Raw genomic sequence first — 20,382 nt, forward strand, 5'->3', positions numbered from 1 at the left:
AGGCCGCCGCCCCTCATCCACCCTTGCGCAACGCGTCCAGCGCCTCGGGCGTATCCGCATCCATGAGCACGCCGGGATCATCGACCGCGATTTCGACCGCCTCCGGTTTCAGGTCGCCGATCAAAGCGCGTGCACCCTTGTCGCCCTTCAGCGCCATGAGCCGCGGGAAATGCTCCCGGCCCCACAGCACCGGGTTGCCGAACTGGCCCTGATAGGTCGGCGCGATGATGCTGCGATGTTCAGTGGGATTGAAGGCTGCGATCATCTTGTTGATCGTGGAAGCCTGCACCCGCGGCATGTCCCCCAGGCAAATCAGCACCGCATCGCTGTTGCCCGCCGCGGCGATCCCTGCGCGGATGGAAGTGGAGAGGCCTTCGGCAAAGTCCGGGTTGAAGACGCCGCGCACCCCCGGCGGCAGCAGCCGCGAGATGGCGTCGGCGTCCCGGCCCAGCACCACGATCACATCATCAGCCTGCGCCGCACCCACCTGCGCCAATGTCGCCGCGATCAGCGGCGCACCATGATAATCCGCGAGCAACTTGTTGGCGCCCATGCGCGACGAGAGCCCTGCCGCCAGCACCAGCGCAGTAACCTTCGGCGCCTCGGGAATATGGCCCTTGCCTTCGCGCGGTGTGGGCCGCGAGGGAATTTCGGCAAGCAACCCGCCGGCCCCCATGTCCATGACATCCGATGGCGTGACCGCGAGGCCCGCCACCACGCGCTCCAGCACCCAGTCGAAGCCGTTCACCTTCGGCGAACGCGCGCACGATGGAACGCCAATCACGGGCGTGTCGCCCACCCGCGCAAGCATCAGCAGGTTGCCGGGGTCCACCGGCATGCCAAGATGCAGCACCTCACCGCCAGCCTCCGTGACGCCAGCGGGAATGACATCGCCCCGGTCCACGATGGCCGAGGCGCCCATCACCAGAATGGGAGAGCGGCCCTCACCAGCGGCGCGTGCGATTTCCCGCGCCACTTCAGCGGAGTGGTGATCAACCAGAACCGTGGAAGCCAGCGCCGCGCCCATCGCCGCAAGCCTGTCCCGCATCACGCTCTCACTCTTGCCGATGAGATTGTCCTTTGTCTGGGGCAAACGGGTGAGGATGAGCGCGGCGTAGTGCGGCTGAAAGGCCTTTACCTGCAACACGGGCGCTCCCGACAATATGGCGAGCGCCTTCACCAGCACCGGACGTGGTACGGCAAATGGAATAACCTTCACCGTCGCCACCATCTGACGCGGCGTTACGCGCGCATGATTGGGCAGCGTCGCAATGGTGAGGCTTTCATGCAGATGATTGATGGCGCGGAGCCGCGCCTCGTCGAATACCACAAGCCCGCTCACCACGGCATGGAGATTGGCCCGGCCCGTGAAAGGTTCTTGCGCCTTCGCGCCCTCACCGCAGAGCGCCAATGCGATCTGCCGGGCCGCGTCGTCTTCCGGCACATCGTCCGCGCCGAGGCGCGCTGCGGTGACGGAGAGATGACCCGCTGCCTTCAGAACAGCAACATCCGACTGAGACAGCACGCGGCCCTTCTTGAACATGCCATCCGCATGGCGCACGCCATGGGCCAGGATGGCGCCCACGGCCTCATCCAGGGGCGTGTCGCCGAAGATCATCCGAGCCTCAGCGACTTGGTCATCTCGGCCATGATGGAGATGGCGATTTCCGCAGCACCCATGGCTCCGATGCTGAGGCCGATGGGCCCATGGATGCGGGCCAGGGCCGCCTCGCCCAGGCCGCGCGCCTTCAGGCGTTCCACGCGCGACGCTTGCGTCTTCCGCGAACCCAGCGCACCCACGTAGAACACCTCGGATGTGAGCGCCAGCGCAAGCGCCGGATCATCAATCTTCGGATCATGGGTGAGCGCCATGAACGCGGTGCGCGCATCAAGGCCGATCTGCGGAATGATTTCGTCCGGCCATTGCGCATGCAGTTGGATGTCGGGGAAGCGCGCACCCGTGGCGAAGGCACCGCGCGGATCGACGACCCAGACGTCATAGCCCGCGGCCTTGGCCATGGGGATCAGCGCCTGCGCAATAAGCACCGCACCCGTGATGACGAGACGAAGTGGCGGATTGTGCACGGTGACGAAAACTTCGCCCTGCCTCGGTGCGTTCCACGCCTGACTTGTCGAAGCGGAAGGCCGCATCGAGAATGCCGGCCAGTGGATCCCCTCCTGCATCCGACCGCGCCACCATGCGCTGTGCGCCCGTGGCAAGGTCCGTCACCACGGCCACAGGTCGCCGTGCCTCTTTGGCCTCGAGAACCTGCCTGAGAAGGTCCGGCGTCATTTCACGGCTTCCACGAGAATCCGGATCTTGCCGCCGCAGGCGAGCCCCACCTGCCAGGCTGTTTCGTCGGCGACGCCGTAGCTCAGTACCTTGTGCTGGCCGGTGGAAATGGCGTCTTGCGCGGCGGTGATCACGTCGCCTTCCACGCAACCGCCGGACACCGCGCCTTCGAAATTGCCATCGCCATCGACCACAAGCTGGCTGCCCACCGGTTGCGGCGCCGAACCCCAGGTTTCGATGACCGTGGCAATCGCCACCTTGCGGCCTTCCGCCAGCCAGGCCCCTGCCGTTTCAAGCGCATTCATGTCAGTCTTTCCCGTTCATCCAACGCTTCGGATCATGGGCGGCGCGGCGGGGATCCGCAAGCGTCTCTGCCAGGTCCGCCAGGCTGTTCAGGCTGTGTACCGGGCGGAATTCATCGACGAATGGCATGATGGTGCGAATGCCGCTGGCCCGCGCCTCGAACCCATCATAGCGCAGCAGCGGGTTGAGCCAGACGATGCGCTTGGCGGCGCGGCGCAGGCGCTGCATCTCCTCCTTCAGCATGCCCACGTCCTCGCGGTCCAGGCCGTCCGTCATCAGCAGCACATGGGCACCCTGACCCAGCACCCGGCGGCCCCACTTGAAATTGAACTCATGCAGAGCGGTGCCGATGCGCGTGCCGCCTGACCAGTCTTTCACCGCGGCGGATACCTTCAGCATGGCATCGTCGATGTCCTTGCGGCGCAGTTCACGCGTGATGTTGGTGAGCCGCGTGCCGAAAAGGAACACCTGCACCCGGTCGCGGTCGTTGATCAGCGTGTGCAGGAAATGCAGGAACATGCGGCTGTAGTTGGAGCACGAGCCTGAAATGTCACAGAGGATGACGAGCGGCGGCTCGCGCCATTTCCGCTCCTTGCGCGCCAGATCGACCACCTGTCCTCCGGCGTGAATGGCCCCGCGCAGGGTGCGCCGCATATCGATGCGCCGTCCCGCATGCGAGGCCTTGAAGCGCCGCGTGCGCACTTCGATCCGTGTCAGCCTGATCTTGCGCAAGGCCTGCTTTGCCTGCGCCTGCTCGGCAACTGTCATCTGCTCGAAATCCTTGGCGCGCAGAATTTCATTGGCGGAGGACGTGAACGTCGCCTCGACTTCCAGCTCTTCCTTCCTGGGCGCTTGCCGGTTGGTGATCTCCGCCTTGTCGAACATCGCTTCGGCCAAACGTCGGAAGCCCGCCTGCTTGCGGTTCTCATGCGGCTTGCGGGCGATCTGCGTGTACATGAGCTGCATGAGCTGCTGCAGCATCTTCGGCTTCTTCCAGAACACATGGAAGGCCTGGTCGAACACCTCCCGCTGTTCGCGACGCTTCACGAACACCGCATGCAGCATCCAGTAGAAGTCCTCGCGCCGCTGCAGCGGACCCGCCATGGCGGCATCAAGCGCATCCAGCACGCTCCCCGGCCCCACCGGAATGCCGGCTTCGCGCAGCACCCGCGCGAAATGCATGATGTTCTCCGCGAGTTTGCCAGTCAGCTGGCGGTTCGAGTTGGCGGGGGCAACAAACATGCCTGTCTCACACCGAACCCATCAGCCGCAGTTCTTCCTTCACCTGATCGAGGATGCGCTTGGCTTCGGAACCTTCCATCCGGGCGATGTCGTCCTGGTATTTGAGCAACACACCCAATGTGTCGTTCACCGTTTGCGGGTCGAGCGCCACGCAATCCAGTTCATGCAGGGCCGAAATCCAGTCCAGGGTTTCGGCAACGCCAGGCGACTTGTAGAGATCGCCACCCTTGCGCAGCGCCTGCACGAAACCCACCACTTCCTTCGCCAGTTGCGCCGAGGCCTTGGGCCGCTTGGCCCGCAGGATCGCCACCTCGCGGCGGGCATCCGGATACCCGACCCAGTGATAGAGGCAGCGCCGCTTCAGGGCATCATGCACTTCGCGCGTGCGGTTGGAGGTGATGATGACGATGGGCGGCTCCTGCGCCTTCACCGTGCCGAGCTCCGGAATGGTGACCTGGAAGTCCGACAGCACTTCGAGCAGGAAGGCCTCGAAGGCCTCGTCGGTGCGGTCCAGTTCGTCGATGAGCAGGACCGGAGCGCCGCCACCCCCCGACTCGAGTGCCTGCAGCAGCGGCCGCTTGATGAGGAAGCGCTCGGCAAAGACATCCGACCCCAGCCGCTCCCGGTCGATCCCGCCCGAGGCCTCCGCCAGCCGGATTTCGATCATCTGTGCAGGGTAGTTCCATTCGTAGACGGCGGACGACACATCCAGCCCTTCATAGCATTGCAGGCGAATGAGCTTGCGGCCCAGTCCTTCCGCCAGGACCTTGGCAATCTCCGTCTTGCCAACCCCCGCCTCCCCTTCCAGGAACAAGGGCCGCCCCATTTTCAGCGCGAGAAAAACGACCGTGCCAAGATCACGCCCCGCCACATAGTCACGCGATTTCAACAAATCGATGGTGTCGTCGATGGTTGCGGGTACGGGCTTCGTCATCGGTTCACGGACTCCTGTCACCGATACGTCCGTCGCCGGACTCCGGTCGCCTGCATATAACAAAAAACACCCGCCAACCGGAGTCAGCGGGTGTTGCTCCTGTCGGTCGAATTACTTTGCCGCGGCCAGCGCGCGCTTGGCCATGACAGAGATCAAGTGGGCCCGGTACGCGGCGGAGCCGTGCATGTCGCTGTTCAAGCCGCGCGGCTTCACCGCGATTCCGGCCAGTGCATCAGCCTTGAACGACTTCGAAAGCGCCGCCTCCATGTCAGCCTGGCGGAACACGCCGGGGCCGGCACCTGTCACGGCGACCCGCGCCTTGCCGTCCTTGCCCTGCGCCACATAGACGCCGACCATCGCATAGAGCGAGGCCGGGTTCGGAAACTTGGCATAGCCGGACTTGGCCACGAGCGGGAATTCAACCGCGGTGACGACTTCATCATCCTTCAGGGCCGTGGAGAACATGCCGGTGAAGAACTTGTCCGCCGGGATCTTCCGCGCGCTGGTGTGGATGGTGGCACCCAGCGCCAGGCACGCCGCGGGATAATCCGCCGCCGGGTCATTGTTGGCGATGGAACCGCCGATCGTGCCGCGGTGGCGCACATGGGGGTCGCCGATGCCCCCCGCCAGCGCCGCAACGCCGGGAATGGCCTTCTTCAGCGCCTTGTCGGAGGCAACGGCGGCATGTGTGGTGCCTGCCTGGATGACCACGGACTTCGCACCCACCTTCACGCCTGCGTTCTTCAGGCCTGAAAGATCGATGATGTCAGTGGGGGCGGCCAGGCCCTGCTTCATCGTCGGAAGAAGCGTGTGCCCTCCCGAGAGAAACTTGCCGTCTTTGGCCTTCTTCATCAGCTTGACAGCGTCTGCCACCTTGCTGGGACGGTGATAGTTGAAGTTTTCCATGTCTCTGTTTCCCGTCCTTATTCCGCAGCCTTCTTGAGACCCTGCACCGCATTCCACACTGCTTGTGGCGTGGCGGGCATGGCGATGTCGCGAATGCCAAGGGCATCCGTGACGGCGTTGATCACCGCCGGCGGCGAACCGATGGCACCTGCCTCGCCGCAGCCCTTCATGCCCATGGGATTGGTCGGGCAAGGCGTGCAGGTGAAGCCGAGGTTGAACGTCGGCACGTCGGCCGCGCGCGGCATGCGGTAGTCCATGTAGGACCCCGTCAGCAGCTGGCCCGAGGACTCGTCATAGACGCAAGCCTCCGCCAGCGCCTGGCCGATGCCCTGCGCGATGCCACCGTGCACCTGGCCTTCCACGATCATGGGATTGATCAGGTTGCCGAAGTCATCGACGCACGTGTAGTTGGCAACGGCCGTGACGCCCGTGTCCGGATCGATTTCGACTTCGCAGATGTGCACGCCGGCCGGGAACACGAAGTTCGCCGGATCGTGGAACGCACTTTCCTTGAGGCCGGGCTCGATTTCGGCGGAGTTGAACTTGTGGGCCACATAGGCCGCAAGTGCCACCTCGCCGAACGCCATCTTCTTGTCGGTGCCCTTCACGGCGAAGGAACCGCCCTTGAACTCCACGTCATCGACGGAAGCCTCCATGACGGCAGCCGCGACCTTCTTGGCCTTGGCCTCGATCTTGTCGAGGGCCTTGGAGATCGCATGCATGCCCACCGCACCCGAACGGGAGCCATAGGTGCCCATGCCGAATTGCACCTTGTCGGTGTCGCCATGCACGACCGAGACGCTGTTGATGTCAACGCCCAGACGGTCGGAGACCAGCTGCGCGAAGGTCGTTTCGTGTCCCTGGCCGTGGCTGTGCGATCCGGTGAGGATTTCGACCGTACCGACCGGGTTGACGCGGACTTCCGCCGATTCCCAAAGGCCGACACCGGCACCCAGCGAACCGATGGCCGCCGAAGGGGCGATGCCGCAGGCTTCGATGTAGGCGGAATAGCCGAGGCCGCGCAGCTTGCCATTCTTGGCCGAGGCCGCCTTGCGGGCTGCGAAGCCCTTCACGTCGGCCATTTCCTGTGCCTTGCGCAGCGAGGCATCATAGTCGCCCGCGTCGTAGCACATGATCACCGGCGTCTGGTGCGGGAACTGCGTGACGAAGTTCTTCCGGCGGAATTCGGCCGGGTCCATCTTCAGTTCGCGCGCTGCCGTTTCAACGAGCCGTTCGACGACATAGGTCGCCTCCGGACGCCCTGCTCCGCGATAGGCATCCACCGGCGCGGTGTTGGTGTAGACCGCGTCGACTTCCGCATAGATGCTCGGGATGTTGTATTGGCCGGAAAGCAGCGTGGCGTAGAGATAGGTCGGCACGCAGCTGGAGAAGGTGGAGAGATAGGCACCCATCGACGCGATGGTATGCACGCGAAGGCCCGTGATCTTGCCGGACGAGTCCATTGCAAGCTCTGCCTTGGTCACATGGTCGCGGCCATGCGCGTCGGCAAGGAAGCTCTCGGTGCGTTCAGCCGTCCACTTCACCGGGCGGCCACCCACGCGCTTCGACACCCAGACGCAAACCACTTCTTCCGCATAGATGAAGATCTTGGAGCCGAAGCCGCCGCCCACGTCCGGTGCGATCACGCGCAGCTTGTGCTCCGGGCAAAGGCCGTGGAACGCCGAAATGACGAGGCGTGCCACATGCGGGTTCTGGCTCGTGGTGTAGAGTGTGTAGGCCTCCGATCCCGTGTCATAGGAACCAATCGCGGCGCGCGGCTCCATGGCGTTGGGAATGAGGCGGTTGTTGACGATGTCGAGCGTGGTGATGTGCGCGGCGTTCTTGAAGGCCGCGGCAGTGTTGCCTTCATCACCGATCGACCAGTTGTAGACGCGGTTGTCAGCGGCAACGTCGTGGACCTGCGCCTTGCCGGCCATCGCCTTGCCGGCGTCCACGTTGTGCGGCAGCACGGCGTATTTCACGTCAACGAGAGCCGCGGCCGCCTTGGCCTGCTCTTTCGTCTCGGCAACGACCACGGCCACGTGGTCGCCCACGTAACGCACCTTGCCGTCCGCGAGGATGGGATGGGGGCCCGCCTTCATGGCGGAACCATCCTTCGAGGTGATCGCCCAGCCGCAGATGAGGCCGCCGATCTTGTCTTCCTTCACGTGTTCGCCAGTGAACACGCCGAGCACGCCGGGCATGGCCGCGGCTTTCTTCGTGTTGATCGACTTGATGGTGGCATGGGCGTGGGGGCTGCGCACGAAATAGGCGTAGCTCTGCGCCTTCATGTTGATGTCGTCGGTATACTGGCCCTTGCCCGTGAGATACCGCTGGTCTTCCTTGCGCTTCACTGAAGCGCCAACTCCGGTTCCGGTCATGACAGCGTTCTCCCTTACATGTTCTCGGCGCCGGCCTGCACGGCCTTGACGATGTTGTGATAACCGGTGCAGCGGCAGATGTTGCCATCGAGGCCATGGCGGATCGTATCTTCATCCAGCTTCTTGCCCTCGCGCTTCACGAGGTCGATGGCGGACATGACCATGCCCGGCGTGCAGAAGCCGCACTGCAGGCCGTGGTGTTCGCGGAAGGCTTCCTGCATCGGATGCAGTTTGCCGTCCTTGGCCAGGCCTTCGATGGTGGTAACGGCGACGCCGTCGCAGGCTGCAGCCAATGTGGTGCAGCTCTTCACCGCCTTGCCGTCCACATGCACCACGCAAGCGCCGCACTGACTGGTATCGCACCCGACATGGGTGCCCGTGAGTCCGAGATGTTCGCGAATGAACTCGACCAGAAGCGTGCGTCCCTCGACCTCACCTTTCACGGCCTTTCCATTCACTGTCATGGAAACTGTTGGCATTTTGAATTCCTCCCATTGTCCGTCCGTGCGGGTTCAAGACTGCCCCAAGCCGCAACGCCGGACACGTTGTGCCGGGCGCGATGATCAACATTGAAGTTGTGGGCCGTCAAGCGCTCGCCCCGGTTTCGTTCCATCAGAAAGCGACTTTTTTTGTGCTGCACCGCACACGAAACCTCTGAGAGGACTCTTTCGTATAACGTCCGTGTCAAACTGAATCACACCGGAAAGGAAAACCCCCATGCTGCTCTGGGCCCGTCCGCTGATGCTCGTCATCGCCCTCCTCGTTGCCGCCGCGCCCTCCCGCTCTGATTCGCTGGGAACGGACGACAAGCAGGCCATCACCGGCCTGATCACCAGCCAGTTGCAGGCCTTCGCCGCCGACCGCGACGCCGAAGCCTATTCCTATGCCGCGCCGGTGGTGCAACTTGCCTTCCCCACGCTCGACTCTTTCATGGCGATGGTCCGCAGCGGCTACAGTCCGGTCTATCGCAACAATGGCTACCGCTTCGGCGCCGACGCAAGCGATGCCACGGGACGGCCCACGCAGACCGTGATCCTCAAGGGCACCGACGGCAAGACCTACGAGGCGCTCTACACCTTGCAGCAGCAGCCCGATGGAACCTGGAAGATCGCCGGGTGTTCCATCAGGGTGCTGCCTGGCACGGAAGTGTGATCGGGCAATTGCAGGAACCAATCGGACGCGATGGGGTTACATCCGCGTATCCAATCCCCAACCAGGAGTTCAAGACATGACCAAGATTGCCATCGCATTGGCCGCAATGAGCCTTGCCTTCACCGCGCCTGCATTCGCTGTCGACTGGCAGTGCAACCAGGCCGACCTCGACGCCATGAAGGTGGACGTCGGCAAGCTCGACAGCAAGGCATCGCAGGAAGAAGGGGCAAAGGAATGGGACCTCGCCAGCGCCGCCATGAAGTCCAGCAACATGGAAGAGTGCACCGTTCGCATGACCAACGTGAACAAGTTGCTCGGCGGCACGAACCTTGAGCGCAAGCTCGAGACGGCCAACGACAAGGACAAGAACACGACGGGCACGACCAACCCGTAATCCGCGTGATCTGCGGGCAGGGCCACACGTGGCCCTGCCTCTTTTATTGACTGCTTCTCGCGGAACGGGCCGCCTGATAGGCGGCGATCATGGCTTCGGCACTGCGGGCACCCTCAGCCATGTCGGTATCGAATCCGATGACCGACACGCGCATCACCTGCCGTCCCCGCCACAAGGCGCCACCGGCAAAGCACACGCCATCCCGCTGGATCTGGCTGATCGTGGCGCGCGTCAGATCATCACCCGCCTCATCGTTCAGATTGCTGCCGAAGCGCACCATGAACTGATTCAGAACAACGTCATTGACGATTGAAATTCCGGGATCGCGGGCCAGCCGCGCCGCCATGGCGGAAGCGACCTCGCAGTGGCGTTCCACCAGTCCACTGATTCCCCCACGGCCGAGCGCCTTGATAACCGCCCACGTGCCGAAGCCCCGCGCCCGGCGCGACAGTTCCGGCACGTAATGCGAGGGATCACGATCATCGCCTTCAGTGGACGGCAGATAGCTCGCCGCAATGGTCATGGCGCGGCGGTGGGCCAGTTCGTCGCGCACGATGGCAAAACCGCAGTCGTAGGGCGTCTGCAACCACTTGTGACCATCCGTCGCCCATGAATCCGCCTCCTCCACACCTGTGGCCAGTGACGCATATTTTGCACTCGCCCGCGCCCATAGCCCGAATGCGCCATCGACATGCACCCAGCAGCCCTTCGCATGCGCGGCGGCAATGAGTACCGGGAACGGATCGAAATCGCCCGTATTGATCTGCCCCGCCTGCAACACGGCAATGGCGGGGCCGGTGATCGCTGCACATTCCGTCTCGAACGCAGCCGCAATGATCCGCCCCTGCGCATCGGTAGGAATGCGGCGCACCCGCGCCCGCCCGAAGCCCAGGTATTGCAGCGCGGAGAACACCGTCGTGTGGGCATCCTCGCCAATCAGCACCGTGATTTCGGGAGCACCGAAAAGGCCTTCCGCATCGGCATCCCATCCGGCCCGGCGCAACACCTCGCCCCGCGCCGCCGCAAGGCAGACAAAATTGGCGACGGTCGCCCCTGTCACGAAACCGACCGAGGCCGTCCGCGGCAGGTCGAGAAGGTCCAGCAACCAGCGCGCGGCCACGGCTTCGCAGGCGGCCGCAGCGGGCGATGCCTGATGATTGCCCGTATTCTGCCCATAGGCGCTGGCCAGCATGTCCACCGCCACGCCCGCGGGGTGGGAACTGCCGATCACCCAGCCAAAGAAACGCGGACCCGTCGCCATCTGCAAGCCCTGCTCGGCGCGGTCGGCCAGCGTCTCCAGAATTTCGCGCGGCACTCCGCCCTCCTGTGGCAGTGCCTCCTCGAACAGGGCCAGCATCTCGCGATAGGATTTCTGCGGCGCCTGGGGCAGCGTGCTGGTGCGCGAGCGGAACATCGCGGCGCGGTCGGCAGCGGCGCGGAACAACTGGGAGAGTGTTTCACTGCTCATGCAGCACCTCGGCAAGAAGGTTCAGGCGCCCCGTCGGCGGGAAGCCTAACACGGCCTTGCACCCTTCCGCCACTTCCGCCAACACTTGCGAGAAAATGGCAAGGCAGGTGAGTCCCATGGCGGTGACGAAGGGTTACAAGCAGCTTCTCGATGAGGCCAACGCGCAAGTCCGCACCGTGTCGCCCGAAGAGACACAGGCACTGGCGGCCAAAGGCGAGGCGCTCATCATCGACCTCCGCGATCCGCGCGAAGTGGAACGCGAGGGACGGATAGCCGGCGCCCACCATTGCCCCCGCGGCATGCTGGAATTCTGGATCGATCCCGAAAGCCCCTATCACAAGCCCTATTTCGCGGAAGCCAAGAGCTTCATTTTCCACTGCGCCAGTGGCTGGCGTTCGGCCCTCGCCGCCAAGACAGCGCAGGACATGGGCCTCGCGCCCGTCATGCACATGGGCGGTGGCTTTACCGCCTGGAAAAAGGCGGACCTTCCGGTGGAAAGCGGCGAGAAGCCGAAGACTGCGCCATGAGTGAAGCGCAAACCGCGGTGGCTCCCGTCTTGCAGCGCCCCGTGGTGCGGGCCTTGCTGGTGGCAGGCATCCTCATCATCACGGCGGCGACGGTCCTGCTGTTCATGGGCCGCGAACCCATCTGCAAGTGCGGCTACGTCATGCTGTGGAACGGCGTCGTGCAGAGCGCCAACAACTCGCAGCATATCAGCGACTGGTACACCTTCTCGCACATCATTCACGGCTTCATCTTCTACGGCCTGACGCGCCTCGCCTTCCCGCGCTGGAGCCTCGCGGCGCGGCTGGCGGTGGCCACGCTCGTCGAAGGCAGTTGGGAGATCTTCGAGAACACTGACTTCGTCATCAACCGCTACCGCGAGGCGACGATCTCGCTCGACTACTATGGCGACAGCGTTCTCAATTCCGTCTGCGATATTCTCGCCATGGTAGCTGGCTTCTTCCTGGCGCGCCGCCTGCCGGTCTGGGTCACGGTGGCGCTGGCCGTTTTCTTCGAACTCTTCACCGGCTACATGATCCGAGACAACCTCGCGCTTAACATCGTGATGCTGCTGTGGCCGCTGGATGCGATCAAGACATGGCAGGCGGGAGGCTGAAGCTCCCGCCGCCGTTGCTTACTGGAAAACGTTTTCCGACTTGAAGCCGGTGGCGATCACATTGCCCGATGGGCCCGCAGTGAAGCACCAGTCCGTGGCCGAACCCGGCTGGATGGCGCAGGCGGGGCCCTTGTTCGTCTTGATGCTCGTGCCCTTCCATGGCGTCCACACGCCCTTCAGGTTTTCGCGTGACCAGACCATGCCATCGTCACCGCGCACCAGCACGCGCACGCCCGGCGACAGGGAGCCAGCGACGATCTGCGGGCGGAACGAGGTTGTGCCGCCGAGGTTCTTGGCCGACTGATAGGTCGCACCTTCCAGCTTGTGCACGACGGTGGAGCCGTCGCTGGATTTCGCCGCGCAATAGATGGTGGCGGAGTTGGGTCCGGCCTGGCGGCAGGCAGGCGTGCCCGCGATCTTGCCGTTGGTCGGGGTCCAGCCGTGCCACACCCAGAAATCCGTATCCGGGTCCTTGTTCTTCCAGTTGGCGACGAGCCGGCCCAGCTGGTCCTTTACGAAGACGATCACATTCGTCTTGCCGTCTTCATCGAGGTAGGACGCCGCCGCAGGCGATGCCTTGGAGAGGCCGTCGGTCTTCTCGTGCTGTGTCCATTTGCCGTTGACGAAGGAGATGGACCACACGTAGTCGCCGGCACCGATGTAGTTGCAGGTCACGCCATGGCTGGAACTGGCACAGGACGGCGACACGCTCATGATCTTGCTGCCGGCCTGAACCCAGCCAAACCACTTGCCGTTCCCGTCACCCGCCTGCCACCACAGTTTTCCATCGCCGCCCTTGCCGAACACGGCAACGCGCGGCTTTCCATTGTCCTTGAATGCCACGGCGCTGAGTTCACCCTGCACCACGCCGCCCAGGTCCTGCGTCATGGTGCTCGGCGGTGCCTCGTCGTCGCCGTCATCCTGTCCCGGCGTGTTGTCCCCGTCCGGATTCTGCGCGGGCATGCCATCGCCACCCTGCTGGGCAATCTCGTCATCTCCTGCACCGCCGTCAGAATCGATCTGCACGCTGTCGGACTTGCAGGTGATGGACTTGAAGCCGGTGCAGCTGTCGCTGTCGCAAATCTGCCCGCCGGAGAACACCTTCGTCTTGGCGCCCGGATACTTGTCCTGCGCATAGGCCGAGGCGCCTCCGAATTCATGCAGCTTGCAGAAAGCGTCAGCCGCGGGCTTGCCGCACTTGTCGCCCCAGATTTTGCACCAATCGAGGCGCACGCCGTTGATTTTCGGCTTGGCGAAGGTCGTCTCTTCCGCGAGGGCGGGCGCGGCGAACGTAAGCGCAGTGGCTGCGAGCAAGACAAAGCCGCGAACGGCTGATGACAATGACACGTGAAACCTCCCAGTTTCCTGTGCCCCCGAGGGGGACACGGTGCTTGATCGGGGGAGACGCGTCAAGTGATCCCGCGCTCCGGTTGCGAATGGAGCGGGAAATATCAACCGGCCCGTGAATGGCCGCTGAACAGTTCGTTCAGTAGGCGAAATCCCGGAAGACGCGCGACACGTCGCCCTTCCAGGCGCCCTGATAGAGGTCCAGCAGGTTGTCCGCCGCCGTCTTGCCGCTTGCGACCGTCTCGTCCAGCACGTCGAGGAAGGAGCTTTCAGGCTTGCCCTTGCAGCCCGTGAGGCCACGCGCGTCTAGACCGGCGCGGGCGAGCTTCAGCACATCAGCCGCAACGGACGAGGCGCTGCGCCCGGCGACGGTCGCACGAAGCCCGTTCGTCGGCACGGCATCGCGCAAGCTCTGCCGGTCGGCGGCGTTCCAGCCCTTGACCAGGTCCCACGCCGCATCAAGCGACGGCTGGTGATAGAGGATGCCCACCCAGAATGCCGGCAGCGCGCACAGCCGCCGCCACGGACCGGAATCGGCGCCGCGCATTTCGAGATAACGCTTGAGACGCACCTCCGGGAAAATCGTGGTGAGGTGATCGGCCCAGTCCTTCATCACCGGCTTCTCGCCGGGAAGCTGCGGCAGCTTGCCATCGAGGAACTTGCGGAAGCTCTCGCCCGCCGTGTTGACGAACTTGCCATCGCGCATGACGAAATACATGGGCACGTCGAGGGCGTAATCCACATAACGCTCGAAGCTCATGCCATCTTCAAAGGCAAAGGGCAGCATGCCGGCGCGGGCGTTGTCTGTGTCGGTCCACACATGACTGCGGAACGAGAGGAAGCCGTTCGGCTTGCCTTCGAGGAATGGCGAATTGGCGAAGAGTGCCGTCGCGATCGGTTGGAGGGCAAGTGAGACGCGGAGCTTCTGCACCATGTCGGCCTCGCTGGCGAAATCGAGGTTCACCTGCACCGTGCAGGTGCGGAACATCATGTCCCGGCCCATGGTGCCCACCTTGTCCATGTAGGGCGCCATAATGCCATAGCGGCCCTTCGGCATGACCGGTGTCTGCGCCCGCGTCCATGTGGGTGAGGCCCCGAGCCCGAGGAAGCCGATGCCAAGCTGGTCGCCCACCTCGCGCACCTGCTGCAGGTGCTCGTTCACTTCGGCGCAAGTGTCATGCACGCTCGCCAGTGGCGCGCCCGACAATTCGAACTGCCCGCCCGGCTCCAGCGAGATATTGGCCATGCCCTTGGGATCGGCCAGCGCGATGATGTGCTCGCCTTCATAAACGCCATCCCAGCCGAAGCGGGCCTTCAGCCCTTCCAGCAGTGCCTGAATGGAGCGCGGCCCGAAATAGGGAACGGGCTGCAATGTGTCGGTGAGAAACGGAAACTTCTCGTGCTCGGTCCCAATGCGCCATTCGGACTTGGGCTTCAGGCCCTTGTCGAAATAGCCGACAAGCTGCGCCTTGGATTCAATGATGGCCTTGCCTTCGGCCGTTTCCGGTGTGGGTCCGCTCACGCGTCGTATCCTCTGAGTGAGCCCGTCAAATAGGCACCCCGCCGCAAACGGGCAAGCCATAAAATGTGATGGAACTCATCACAGTTTTTCAATGCCCGCAGGCCTGCCCCAGTCTCCTATGGCGGCCTGCACCACGGCAAGGGCCGCGATTGCCACAGTGTCGGCGCGCAGGATGCGCGGGCCAAGCGAGATCGCCGTCACATAGGGTTGGCTTTTCAGGAGCCGCCGTTCGTCATCGGTGAAGCCGCCTTCCGGTCCCACAAGAACGGCCGCGGGCGGGCGAACCTCCGCCAGCGCGGCGATGGGATTGGCCTGCATCGCTGTTTCGTCACAGAAGATGAGCCGCCGGGGCGCATCCCATGAGCCGATCACCTTGGCGAGCGGCTGCGGTTCCAGAACTTCAGGCACAAACACAAGATTGCACTGTTCGGCGGCTTCCACGGCGTTGGCGCGCATGCGCTCGAGGTTCACCCGCTCGGCAATTGTCCGCGCCGTCATGACCGGCCGCAGGCGGCGCACGCCCAGTTCCGTCGCCTTCTGCACCATGTAGTCCAGCCGCGCATGCTTCAACGGCGCGAACAGATAGTCGATGTCCGGCGGCGGCATGACTTCGGTGACGCGCCGCTCGCAGCGGATACTCACGCCCTTCCTGGTCACATCCGTGAGATAGGCCAGCCACGCGCCATCACGCGCGTTGAACACCTCCACCACGTCGCCTCCCACGAGGCGCAGCACATGGGCAAGATAGTGCCCCTGCTCCCGCGACAGCAGAATGTCATGGCCGGGCGCCAGTTCGGAATCGAGATGCAGGCGGGGTGTGGTCTTTGCCATGGCCAGCGTGTTACACGGCCAGCGCAGCAGAATCCAACCGGACAATCATGTCTTCACCGCCACGCAGCTTTTCATTGTCACCCGGCCCAGGCCAGAAGGGATGGGCGGCATGACCCCGATGCCCCCCGGCATGCGCGTGGCGGATGCTGCTCCCGGCAACTGGGTGGAGCGGATGCTGCCGCCTGCCGCACTCCCCTACGCGCAATTGATGCGCCTCGACCGTCCCATCGGCTGGTGGCTGCTTCTGCTGCCCTGCTGGTGGGGCCTTGGCCTTGCCGCCCAGACCACCGGCGCGCAGATGATTCAGCTCTGGTACGGCTTCCTGTTTCTCGCAGGCTCCATCGTCATGCGGGGTGCTGGTTGCGTCATCAACGACATCGCCGACCGCAACTTCGATACGCAGGTCGCCCGCACCCGTTCGCGCCCCATCCCTTCGGGCCGGGTCAGCGTGAAGCAGGCGCTTGCCTTCCTCGCCGCACTGCTCCTCATCGGCCTTGCGATCCTGCTGCAGTTCAACAGCCTCACGATTCTGACCGGCTTCGCCTCCGTCGCCATCATTGTCGTCTACCCGCTCATGAAGCGCATCACCTACTGGCCGCAGGCTGTTCTGGGACTGGCCTTCAACTGGGGCGCGCTCGTCGGCTGGACCGCCGTCACCAACGGATTCGCCTGGCCGGCCCTCGCCCTCTACGCCGGCGGCGTCGCCTGGACGCTGGCCTACGACACGATCTATGCCCACCAGGACAAGGATGACGACATCCTGATCGGGGTGAAGTCCACGGCCCTGAAGTTTGGCGAGAACACGCGGACCTGGCTGGCGGGATTCTTCGCCCTCACCACCCTGCTCCTCGGATTGGCCGCCTGGGGCGTGTCCGCCGGGCCTGTCACCTACGCCGGCATTGCCGCCGCCGCCCTTCATGCCATCTGGCAATGCCGCCGCTTCGACGGTTCGGACAGCGCACGGTGCTTGCAACTCTTCAAGTCCAACCGCACATATGGGCTTCTTGTTCTCGCCGGATTGATTGTGGACCTGTTCATCTGATGACTGACCTTCTCGACATTGCCAAAGACATTCTGCGGCGCGCCCGCAGCGAAGGCGCAACCGCCGCCGACGCCATCGTCGCCGACGTGGCGGACACCTCCGTTTCCGTGCGCAACGGAGAAATCGAGAACCTCGAACAATCCGAAGCGCGCGAGGCAACCGTGCGGGTCTTCGTCGGGCAGTCCTCGGCCAGCATGTCCGGCAGCGTGTTGACGCCCGACGCGTTGCAACGCCTCGTCGCGCGCGCCGTCGCCATGGCGAAGCTCGCACCACCTGATCCCTACGCGGGATTGGCGGAACCTTCGCAACTCGCCACATCCTTTCCCGAGATTGACGTAGCGTCGGACGAACGCGTGAGCGCCGACCAGTTGCGCGACCGCGCCCTGGAGGCAGAGCGCGTGGCGATGGCCGTGACGGGTGTCACCAAGAGCAACGGCGCCGGAGCTTCGGCCTATGCCGGCCGCTCGGCCATGGCGGCCAGCAACGGGTTCGAACGGACCTCCCGGCGCACCAGCTTCGGCAACAGCGTCTCCGTCATCGCAGGCGAAGGCACATCCATGGAGCGCGACTATGATGGCCATGGCGCCGTCTACTGGAGCGATCTCGAAAGCGCGGAAAAGATCGGCCGGACAGCGGGCGAGCGCGCCGTGCGCCGCCTGAATCCGCGCAAGGTGCCGTCGCAAACCGTGCCGGTGATCTTCGACCGCCGCATCGCCACGAGCCTGGTCGGCCATCTTGTCGGCGGCATCAATGGTGCGGCGATCGCCCGCGGCACGAGCTTCCTCAAGGGCGATCTCGGCAAGAGCCTGTTCCGGCCGGAGGTGAGCATCATCGACGATCCGCTGCGCAAGCGCGGCCTCGCCTCGCGCTCCGTCGATGGCGAGGGCCTGCCCGTTTCGCGCCGGGCCATCATCGACAAGGGCATGCTGACCAACTGGATCCTCGACCTCCGCTCCGCCCGCCAACTCGGCCTGCAACCCACCGGACAAGGCAGCCGCGGCGGCCCCACCACCAGCAACCTGCACATGGAGCGCGGCACGCGCAGCCCCGAAGACATGATCAAGGCCATCGGCAAGGGCTTCCTCGTCACCGAATTCATCGGCTCGTCGATCAACATGGTGACAGGCGACTACAGCCGTGGTGCATCGGGCTACTGGATCGAGAACGGAGAGCTGGCCTACCCGGTGAGCGAAATCACCGTCGCCGGAAACCTGCGCACCATGTTTGCTTCGCTCGAACCTGCCACCGACCTGATCTTCCGCACCTCGACGGTTGCGCCCTCCTGCTTCCTCGGCGAGATGACCCTTGCCGGACGCTGATCTTTCCTTGCTGCTCGATTGCCTGCGCGAGGCCGGTGCCCTGGCACTGGAGATGCAGAAGGCCGGCTTCAACCACCGCAAGAAGAAGGATGGCACCTTCGTCACCGATGTGGATCAGGCCGTCGACGACCTGCTCCGCACACGGATCGCCGCGGCACGGCCGGATGATGGCTGGCTCTCGGAGGAATCGCCCGACACGCCACAGCGCCTCGGCAAGGCGCGCCTGTGGATTGCCGACCCCATTGATGGCACCCGCGGCTTCCTGCAAGGCTCGGGGCCTTGGGGCATCGGCATGGCCCTGGCGGTGGAGGGCGCGGCGCAGCTCTCGGCGGTTTTCCAGCCTGCCGATGGATTGTTGTTCCATGCGGTGAAGGGGGGCGGCGCGTTTCTGAACGGAGCCCGCATCTTCGCCACATCCCGCCCCAACGTGATCACGGCACGGCGCTATCGCACGGCGCTTTCCGAGGCGAACTTCGCGCCGGAAATCGACTCGCCCATTCCCCTCCTTCTCCGCCTCGCCTCCATCGCCCACGGCCATCACGGTGGTGCCATCTCCTTCGGCGAAAAGAACGACTGGGACATCGCGGCAGGCCATCTGCTGGTGACGGAGGCAGGTGGCGTTGTCACGAACCTCTCTGGCGGAGGGATGATTTACAACCGCCCGCAGCCGTGGCAACCCGGCCTCCTTGCTGCGGCGACTCCCGAACTCCACGCCGCCATTCTGAACCTTGTGAGGACCGCATGAACGCCAAACCCGCCGCCAAGGCCCCGGCAAAGAAGGCCGCGAAGAAGAAAGTGGAACCGGAGGGACAGCTTCTCCATCTGGTATTTGGCGGAGAACTGGAAGACGTGTCGGAAGTGACCTTCCGTGACCTCGCCAAACTCGATGTCGTGGGCTTCTATCCCAACTACGCTGAAGCTCACCGCGCCTGGCTCGGCAAGGCCCGCGAGACAATCGACCACGCCCAGATGCGCTACTTCATCGTCCACCTCCACCGCCTCCTCGACCCGGACGCGTGAGGAAATGTTTTCCCGGTCAGTCGTCATGCCGACGACAGGAGGCATCCAGACTTTCGGCCATCACTGCGTTTGAAGGCCCTTAAACCCGGCCCTCGCGCTGCAGTTTCCCGAGTGGAAATACCGCCACTTCGTCATCGGCAGCATCTCGGGCGAGGATTTCCCGGGCGCGGGTGCAGTCGCCTTTCATCTGGTCAACGAGTTCTCCCACCGAGGCAAAGGTCTTGTCGCCGCGGATGAGATCGTGGAACGACACGAGCAACGTCCGCCCATAGAGATCGACGTCCACATCAAGCAGATAGGTTTCGAGAAACGTGCGGTTGGTGTTGAAAGTCGGGCGGTCGCCGAAATAGGCGGCCCCTTGCCAAGCCCGCGTGCCCGCCGAAGCCGCCGCATCGCGCACTTCCACGGCATAGATGCCGCGCGCCGGCTCAGCCCCCGGATCAACGATGATGTTGGCGGTGGGAAAGCCGATGGTGCGCCCGCGCTTGTCGCCATGCACCACTTCGCCCATCACGATCCAGCGATAGCCAAGGTCATGCGCGGCGGCGCGCACATGGCCCCGGCGGATGGCGGAACGGATGGAACTGGATGAGAACGGCGCATTGCCATCGGCATCATCCGTCACCTGATCGACGGCGGTGACGCCAAAACCATACTGCGCACCCAACTGCGCCAGGATTTCCGGCGTGCCCTTGCGCCCCTTGCCAAAATGAAAATCATAGCCAGTGACAACGTGCGACACGCCCAGCCACGACACCAGATGGCTCAGCACAAACTCTTCCGGCGTGCGCGAGGCGAGCGCCTCGTCGAATTGTGCCACGGCCAGAAGATCCGCACCGAGGGCCGACGCAAGGCGCGCCTTCAGCGGCTCCGGCGTGAGGCGGAACACGGGTTCGTGCGGCCTGAAATAGGATGCAGGATGCGGTTCAAAGGTTAGCATGCCCCAGCGCACGCCGCGCCGCGCGGCTTCCGCCTTCGCCACCCGCATCAATTCCTGATGGCCGCGATGAAGCCCGTCGAAATTGCCGATCGCGACGACGGCGCCCTTCAGCGAAGCGGGAACGGCCTCTGCGGCCCGGAGGAATTGCATCATCACCTTCAAACGCGA

General features: G+C 64.1%; 20 protein-coding genes and 1 pseudogene. 8 read left to right on the forward strand and 13 right to left on the reverse strand.

From position 1 onward, the window contains the following. Positions 1 to 13: 13 nt before the first annotated feature. The 8 genes and pseudogenes from IPM06_16340 to IPM06_16375 form a co-directional block, all read right to left on the reverse strand. A complete protein-coding gene (locus tag IPM06_16340; GenBank protein ID MBK8771980.1) occupies positions 14 to 1,618 on the reverse strand; it encodes a molybdopterin-binding/glycosyltransferase family 2 protein in 1,605 nt (534 codons plus the stop codon). Then, positions 1,615 to 2,293: pseudogene (locus IPM06_16345) on the reverse strand (XdhC family protein). The gene IPM06_16340 and the pseudogene IPM06_16345 overlap by 4 nt, the downstream one beginning before the upstream one ends. Then, on the reverse strand, positions 2,290 to 2,598 hold the full coding sequence (locus IPM06_16350; protein ID MBK8771981.1) for an XdhC family protein: 309 nt from the start codon (positions 2,596 to 2,598) through the stop codon (positions 2,290 to 2,292). Before IPM06_16350 ends, IPM06_16345 begins: the two are co-directional and overlap by 4 nt. Position 2,599: 1 nt before the next feature. Continuing rightward, entirely contained in the window at positions 2,600 to 3,838 is a 1,239-nt protein-coding gene (locus tag IPM06_16355) for a VWA domain-containing protein (GenBank protein ID MBK8771982.1), read from the reverse strand. Between the two features lie 7 nt (positions 3,839 to 3,845). After that, positions 3,846 to 4,772 (reverse strand): MoxR family ATPase, encoded by a 927-nt coding sequence (locus IPM06_16360; GenBank protein ID MBK8771983.1) that lies wholly within the window; start codon positions 4,770 to 4,772, stop codon positions 3,846 to 3,848. A gap of 111 nt (positions 4,773 to 4,883) precedes the next feature. Further along, positions 4,884 to 5,678, reverse strand: a complete 795-nt coding sequence (locus IPM06_16365; GenBank protein ID MBK8771984.1) for a xanthine dehydrogenase family protein subunit M — start codon at positions 5,676 to 5,678, stop codon at positions 4,884 to 4,886. A gap of 17 nt (positions 5,679 to 5,695) precedes the next feature. Continuing rightward, a complete protein-coding gene (locus tag IPM06_16370; GenBank protein MBK8771985.1) occupies positions 5,696 to 8,059 on the reverse strand; it encodes a xanthine dehydrogenase family protein molybdopterin-binding subunit in 2,364 nt (787 codons plus the stop codon). Positions 8,060 to 8,073: 14 nt separating this feature from the next. Further along, entirely contained in the window at positions 8,074 to 8,538 is a 465-nt protein-coding gene (locus IPM06_16375; protein ID MBK8771986.1) for a (2Fe-2S)-binding protein, read from the reverse strand. 238 nt (positions 8,539 to 8,776) lie between these two features. Here IPM06_16375 and IPM06_16380 point away from each other — a divergent pair, with 238 nt between their 5' ends. Together IPM06_16380 and IPM06_16385 are read left to right on the forward strand one after the other, a co-directional pair. After that, a complete protein-coding gene (locus tag IPM06_16380) occupies positions 8,777 to 9,211 on the forward strand; it encodes a DUF4864 domain-containing protein (protein MBK8771987.1) in 435 nt (144 codons plus the stop codon). Positions 9,212 to 9,287: 76 nt separating this feature from the next. Then, entirely contained in the window at positions 9,288 to 9,605 is a 318-nt protein-coding gene (locus tag IPM06_16385) for a hypothetical protein (protein ID MBK8771988.1), read from the forward strand. Positions 9,606 to 9,648: 43 nt separating this feature from the next. Here IPM06_16385 and IPM06_16390 read toward each other — a convergent pair whose 3' ends face one another. Continuing rightward, positions 9,649 to 11,073: an aspartate aminotransferase family protein gene (locus IPM06_16390; GenBank protein ID MBK8771989.1), complete on the reverse strand. Its 1,425-nt coding sequence runs from the start codon at positions 11,071 to 11,073 to the stop codon at positions 9,649 to 9,651. A 116-nt stretch (positions 11,074 to 11,189) separates the two neighbouring features. Here IPM06_16390 and IPM06_16395 point away from each other — a divergent pair, with 116 nt between their 5' ends. Beyond that, positions 11,190 to 11,600 (forward strand): rhodanese-like domain-containing protein, encoded by a 411-nt coding sequence (locus IPM06_16395; protein MBK8771990.1) that lies wholly within the window; start codon positions 11,190 to 11,192, stop codon positions 11,598 to 11,600. Next, on the forward strand, positions 11,597 to 12,193 hold the full coding sequence (locus IPM06_16400; protein ID MBK8771991.1) for a DUF2585 domain-containing protein: 597 nt from the start codon (positions 11,597 to 11,599) through the stop codon (positions 12,191 to 12,193). Before IPM06_16395 ends, IPM06_16400 begins: the two co-directional genes overlap by 4 nt. Before the next feature lie 18 nt (positions 12,194 to 12,211). On the opposite strand, the gene IPM06_16405 is transcribed toward IPM06_16400, so the two are convergent. From IPM06_16405 to IPM06_16415, 3 genes are all read right to left on the reverse strand, one after another. After that, positions 12,212 to 13,540, reverse strand: coding sequence for a hypothetical protein (locus IPM06_16405; protein ID MBK8771992.1), 1,329 nt, complete (start codon positions 13,538 to 13,540; stop codon positions 12,212 to 12,214). 139 nt (positions 13,541 to 13,679) lie between these two features. Next, positions 13,680 to 15,122, reverse strand: a complete 1,443-nt coding sequence (locus IPM06_16410; GenBank protein ID MBK8771993.1) for a glutamate--cysteine ligase — start codon at positions 15,120 to 15,122, stop codon at positions 13,680 to 13,682. A gap of 18 nt (positions 15,123 to 15,140) precedes the next feature. Continuing rightward, positions 15,141 to 15,893, reverse strand: coding sequence for a 16S rRNA (uracil(1498)-N(3))-methyltransferase (locus IPM06_16415; GenBank protein MBK8771994.1), 753 nt, complete (start codon positions 15,891 to 15,893; stop codon positions 15,141 to 15,143). A 118-nt stretch (positions 15,894 to 16,011) separates the two neighbouring features. Here IPM06_16415 and IPM06_16420 point away from each other — a divergent pair, with 118 nt between their 5' ends. Genes IPM06_16420 through IPM06_16435 form a run of 4 tightly spaced genes read left to right on the forward strand, consistent with a single transcriptional unit; the run spans position 16,012 to position 19,274 of the window. Beyond that, positions 16,012 to 16,935: a 4-hydroxybenzoate octaprenyltransferase gene (locus IPM06_16420; protein ID MBK8771995.1), complete on the forward strand. Its 924-nt coding sequence runs from the start codon at positions 16,012 to 16,014 to the stop codon at positions 16,933 to 16,935. Then, positions 16,935 to 18,254, forward strand: coding sequence for a TldD/PmbA family protein (locus IPM06_16425; GenBank protein MBK8771996.1), 1,320 nt, complete (start codon positions 16,935 to 16,937; stop codon positions 18,252 to 18,254). The genes IPM06_16420 and IPM06_16425 overlap by 1 nt, the downstream gene beginning before the upstream one ends. After that, positions 18,241 to 18,999 (forward strand): 3'(2'),5'-bisphosphate nucleotidase CysQ, encoded by a 759-nt coding sequence (locus IPM06_16430; protein ID MBK8771997.1) that lies wholly within the window; start codon positions 18,241 to 18,243, stop codon positions 18,997 to 18,999. Before IPM06_16425 ends, IPM06_16430 begins: the two co-directional genes overlap by 14 nt. After that, the gene (locus tag IPM06_16435; GenBank protein ID MBK8771998.1) at positions 18,996 to 19,274 is read left to right on the forward strand and encodes a DUF4170 domain-containing protein; all 279 of its coding nucleotides are present in this window, start codon (positions 18,996 to 18,998) and stop codon (positions 19,272 to 19,274) included. Before IPM06_16430 ends, IPM06_16435 begins: the two co-directional genes overlap by 4 nt. 79 nt (positions 19,275 to 19,353) lie before the next feature. Here the strand turns inward: IPM06_16435 and IPM06_16440 are convergent, their stop codons facing one another. Continuing rightward, positions 19,354 to 20,364, reverse strand: a complete 1,011-nt coding sequence (locus IPM06_16440; protein MBK8771999.1) for a bifunctional riboflavin kinase/FAD synthetase — start codon at positions 20,362 to 20,364, stop codon at positions 19,354 to 19,356. Between the last annotated feature and the right edge of the window lie 18 nt (positions 20,365 to 20,382).

The organism is Hyphomicrobiales bacterium (assembly GCA_016710435.1).
Taxonomy (GTDB): Bacteria; Pseudomonadota; Alphaproteobacteria; order Rhizobiales; family Aestuariivirgaceae; genus Aestuariivirga.

Excerpts from the sequence above, each read along its gene's own strand:
- IPM06_16390 (MBK8771989.1), bottom strand. The coding sequence starts at position 11,073 with ATGAGCAGTGAAACACTCTCCCAGTTGTTCCGCGCCGCTGCCGACCGC.
- IPM06_16440 (MBK8771999.1), bottom strand. The coding sequence starts at position 20,364 with ATGCAATTCCTCCGGGCCGCAGAGGCCGTTCCCGCTTCGCTGAAGGGC.
- IPM06_16375 (MBK8771986.1), bottom strand. The coding sequence starts at position 8,538 with ATGCCAACAGTTTCCATGACAGTGAATGGAAAGGCCGTGAAAGGTGAG.
- IPM06_16365 (MBK8771984.1), bottom strand. The coding sequence starts at position 5,678 with ATGGAAAACTTCAACTATCACCGTCCCAGCAAGGTGGCAGACGCTGTC.
- IPM06_16360 (MBK8771983.1), bottom strand. The coding sequence starts at position 4,772 with ATGACGAAGCCCGTACCCGCAACCATCGACGACACCATCGATTTGTTG.
- IPM06_16395 (MBK8771990.1), top strand. The coding sequence starts at position 11,190 with ATGGCGGTGACGAAGGGTTACAAGCAGCTTCTCGATGAGGCCAACGCG.
- IPM06_16435 (MBK8771998.1), top strand. The coding sequence starts at position 18,996 with ATGAACGCCAAACCCGCCGCCAAGGCCCCGGCAAAGAAGGCCGCGAAG.
- IPM06_16385 (MBK8771988.1), top strand. The coding sequence starts at position 9,288 with ATGACCAAGATTGCCATCGCATTGGCCGCAATGAGCCTTGCCTTCACC.
- IPM06_16340 (MBK8771980.1), bottom strand. The coding sequence starts at position 1,618 with ATGATCTTCGGCGACACGCCCCTGGATGAGGCCGTGGGCGCCATCCTG.
- IPM06_16355 (MBK8771982.1), bottom strand. The coding sequence starts at position 3,838 with ATGTTTGTTGCCCCCGCCAACTCGAACCGCCAGCTGACTGGCAAACTC.
- IPM06_16370 (MBK8771985.1), bottom strand. The coding sequence starts at position 8,059 with ATGACCGGAACCGGAGTTGGCGCTTCAGTGAAGCGCAAGGAAGACCAG.
- IPM06_16350 (MBK8771981.1), bottom strand. The coding sequence starts at position 2,598 with ATGAATGCGCTTGAAACGGCAGGGGCCTGGCTGGCGGAAGGCCGCAAG.
- IPM06_16410 (MBK8771993.1), bottom strand. The coding sequence starts at position 15,122 with ATGGCTTGCCCGTTTGCGGCGGGGTGCCTATTTGACGGGCTCACTCAG.
- IPM06_16380 (MBK8771987.1), top strand. The coding sequence starts at position 8,777 with ATGCTGCTCTGGGCCCGTCCGCTGATGCTCGTCATCGCCCTCCTCGTT.
- IPM06_16420 (MBK8771995.1), top strand. The coding sequence starts at position 16,012 with ATGCCCCCCGGCATGCGCGTGGCGGATGCTGCTCCCGGCAACTGGGTG.
- IPM06_16425 (MBK8771996.1), top strand. The coding sequence starts at position 16,935 with ATGACTGACCTTCTCGACATTGCCAAAGACATTCTGCGGCGCGCCCGC.
- IPM06_16415 (MBK8771994.1), bottom strand. The coding sequence starts at position 15,893 with ATGGCAAAGACCACACCCCGCCTGCATCTCGATTCCGAACTGGCGCCC.
- IPM06_16400 (MBK8771991.1), top strand. The coding sequence starts at position 11,597 with ATGAGTGAAGCGCAAACCGCGGTGGCTCCCGTCTTGCAGCGCCCCGTG.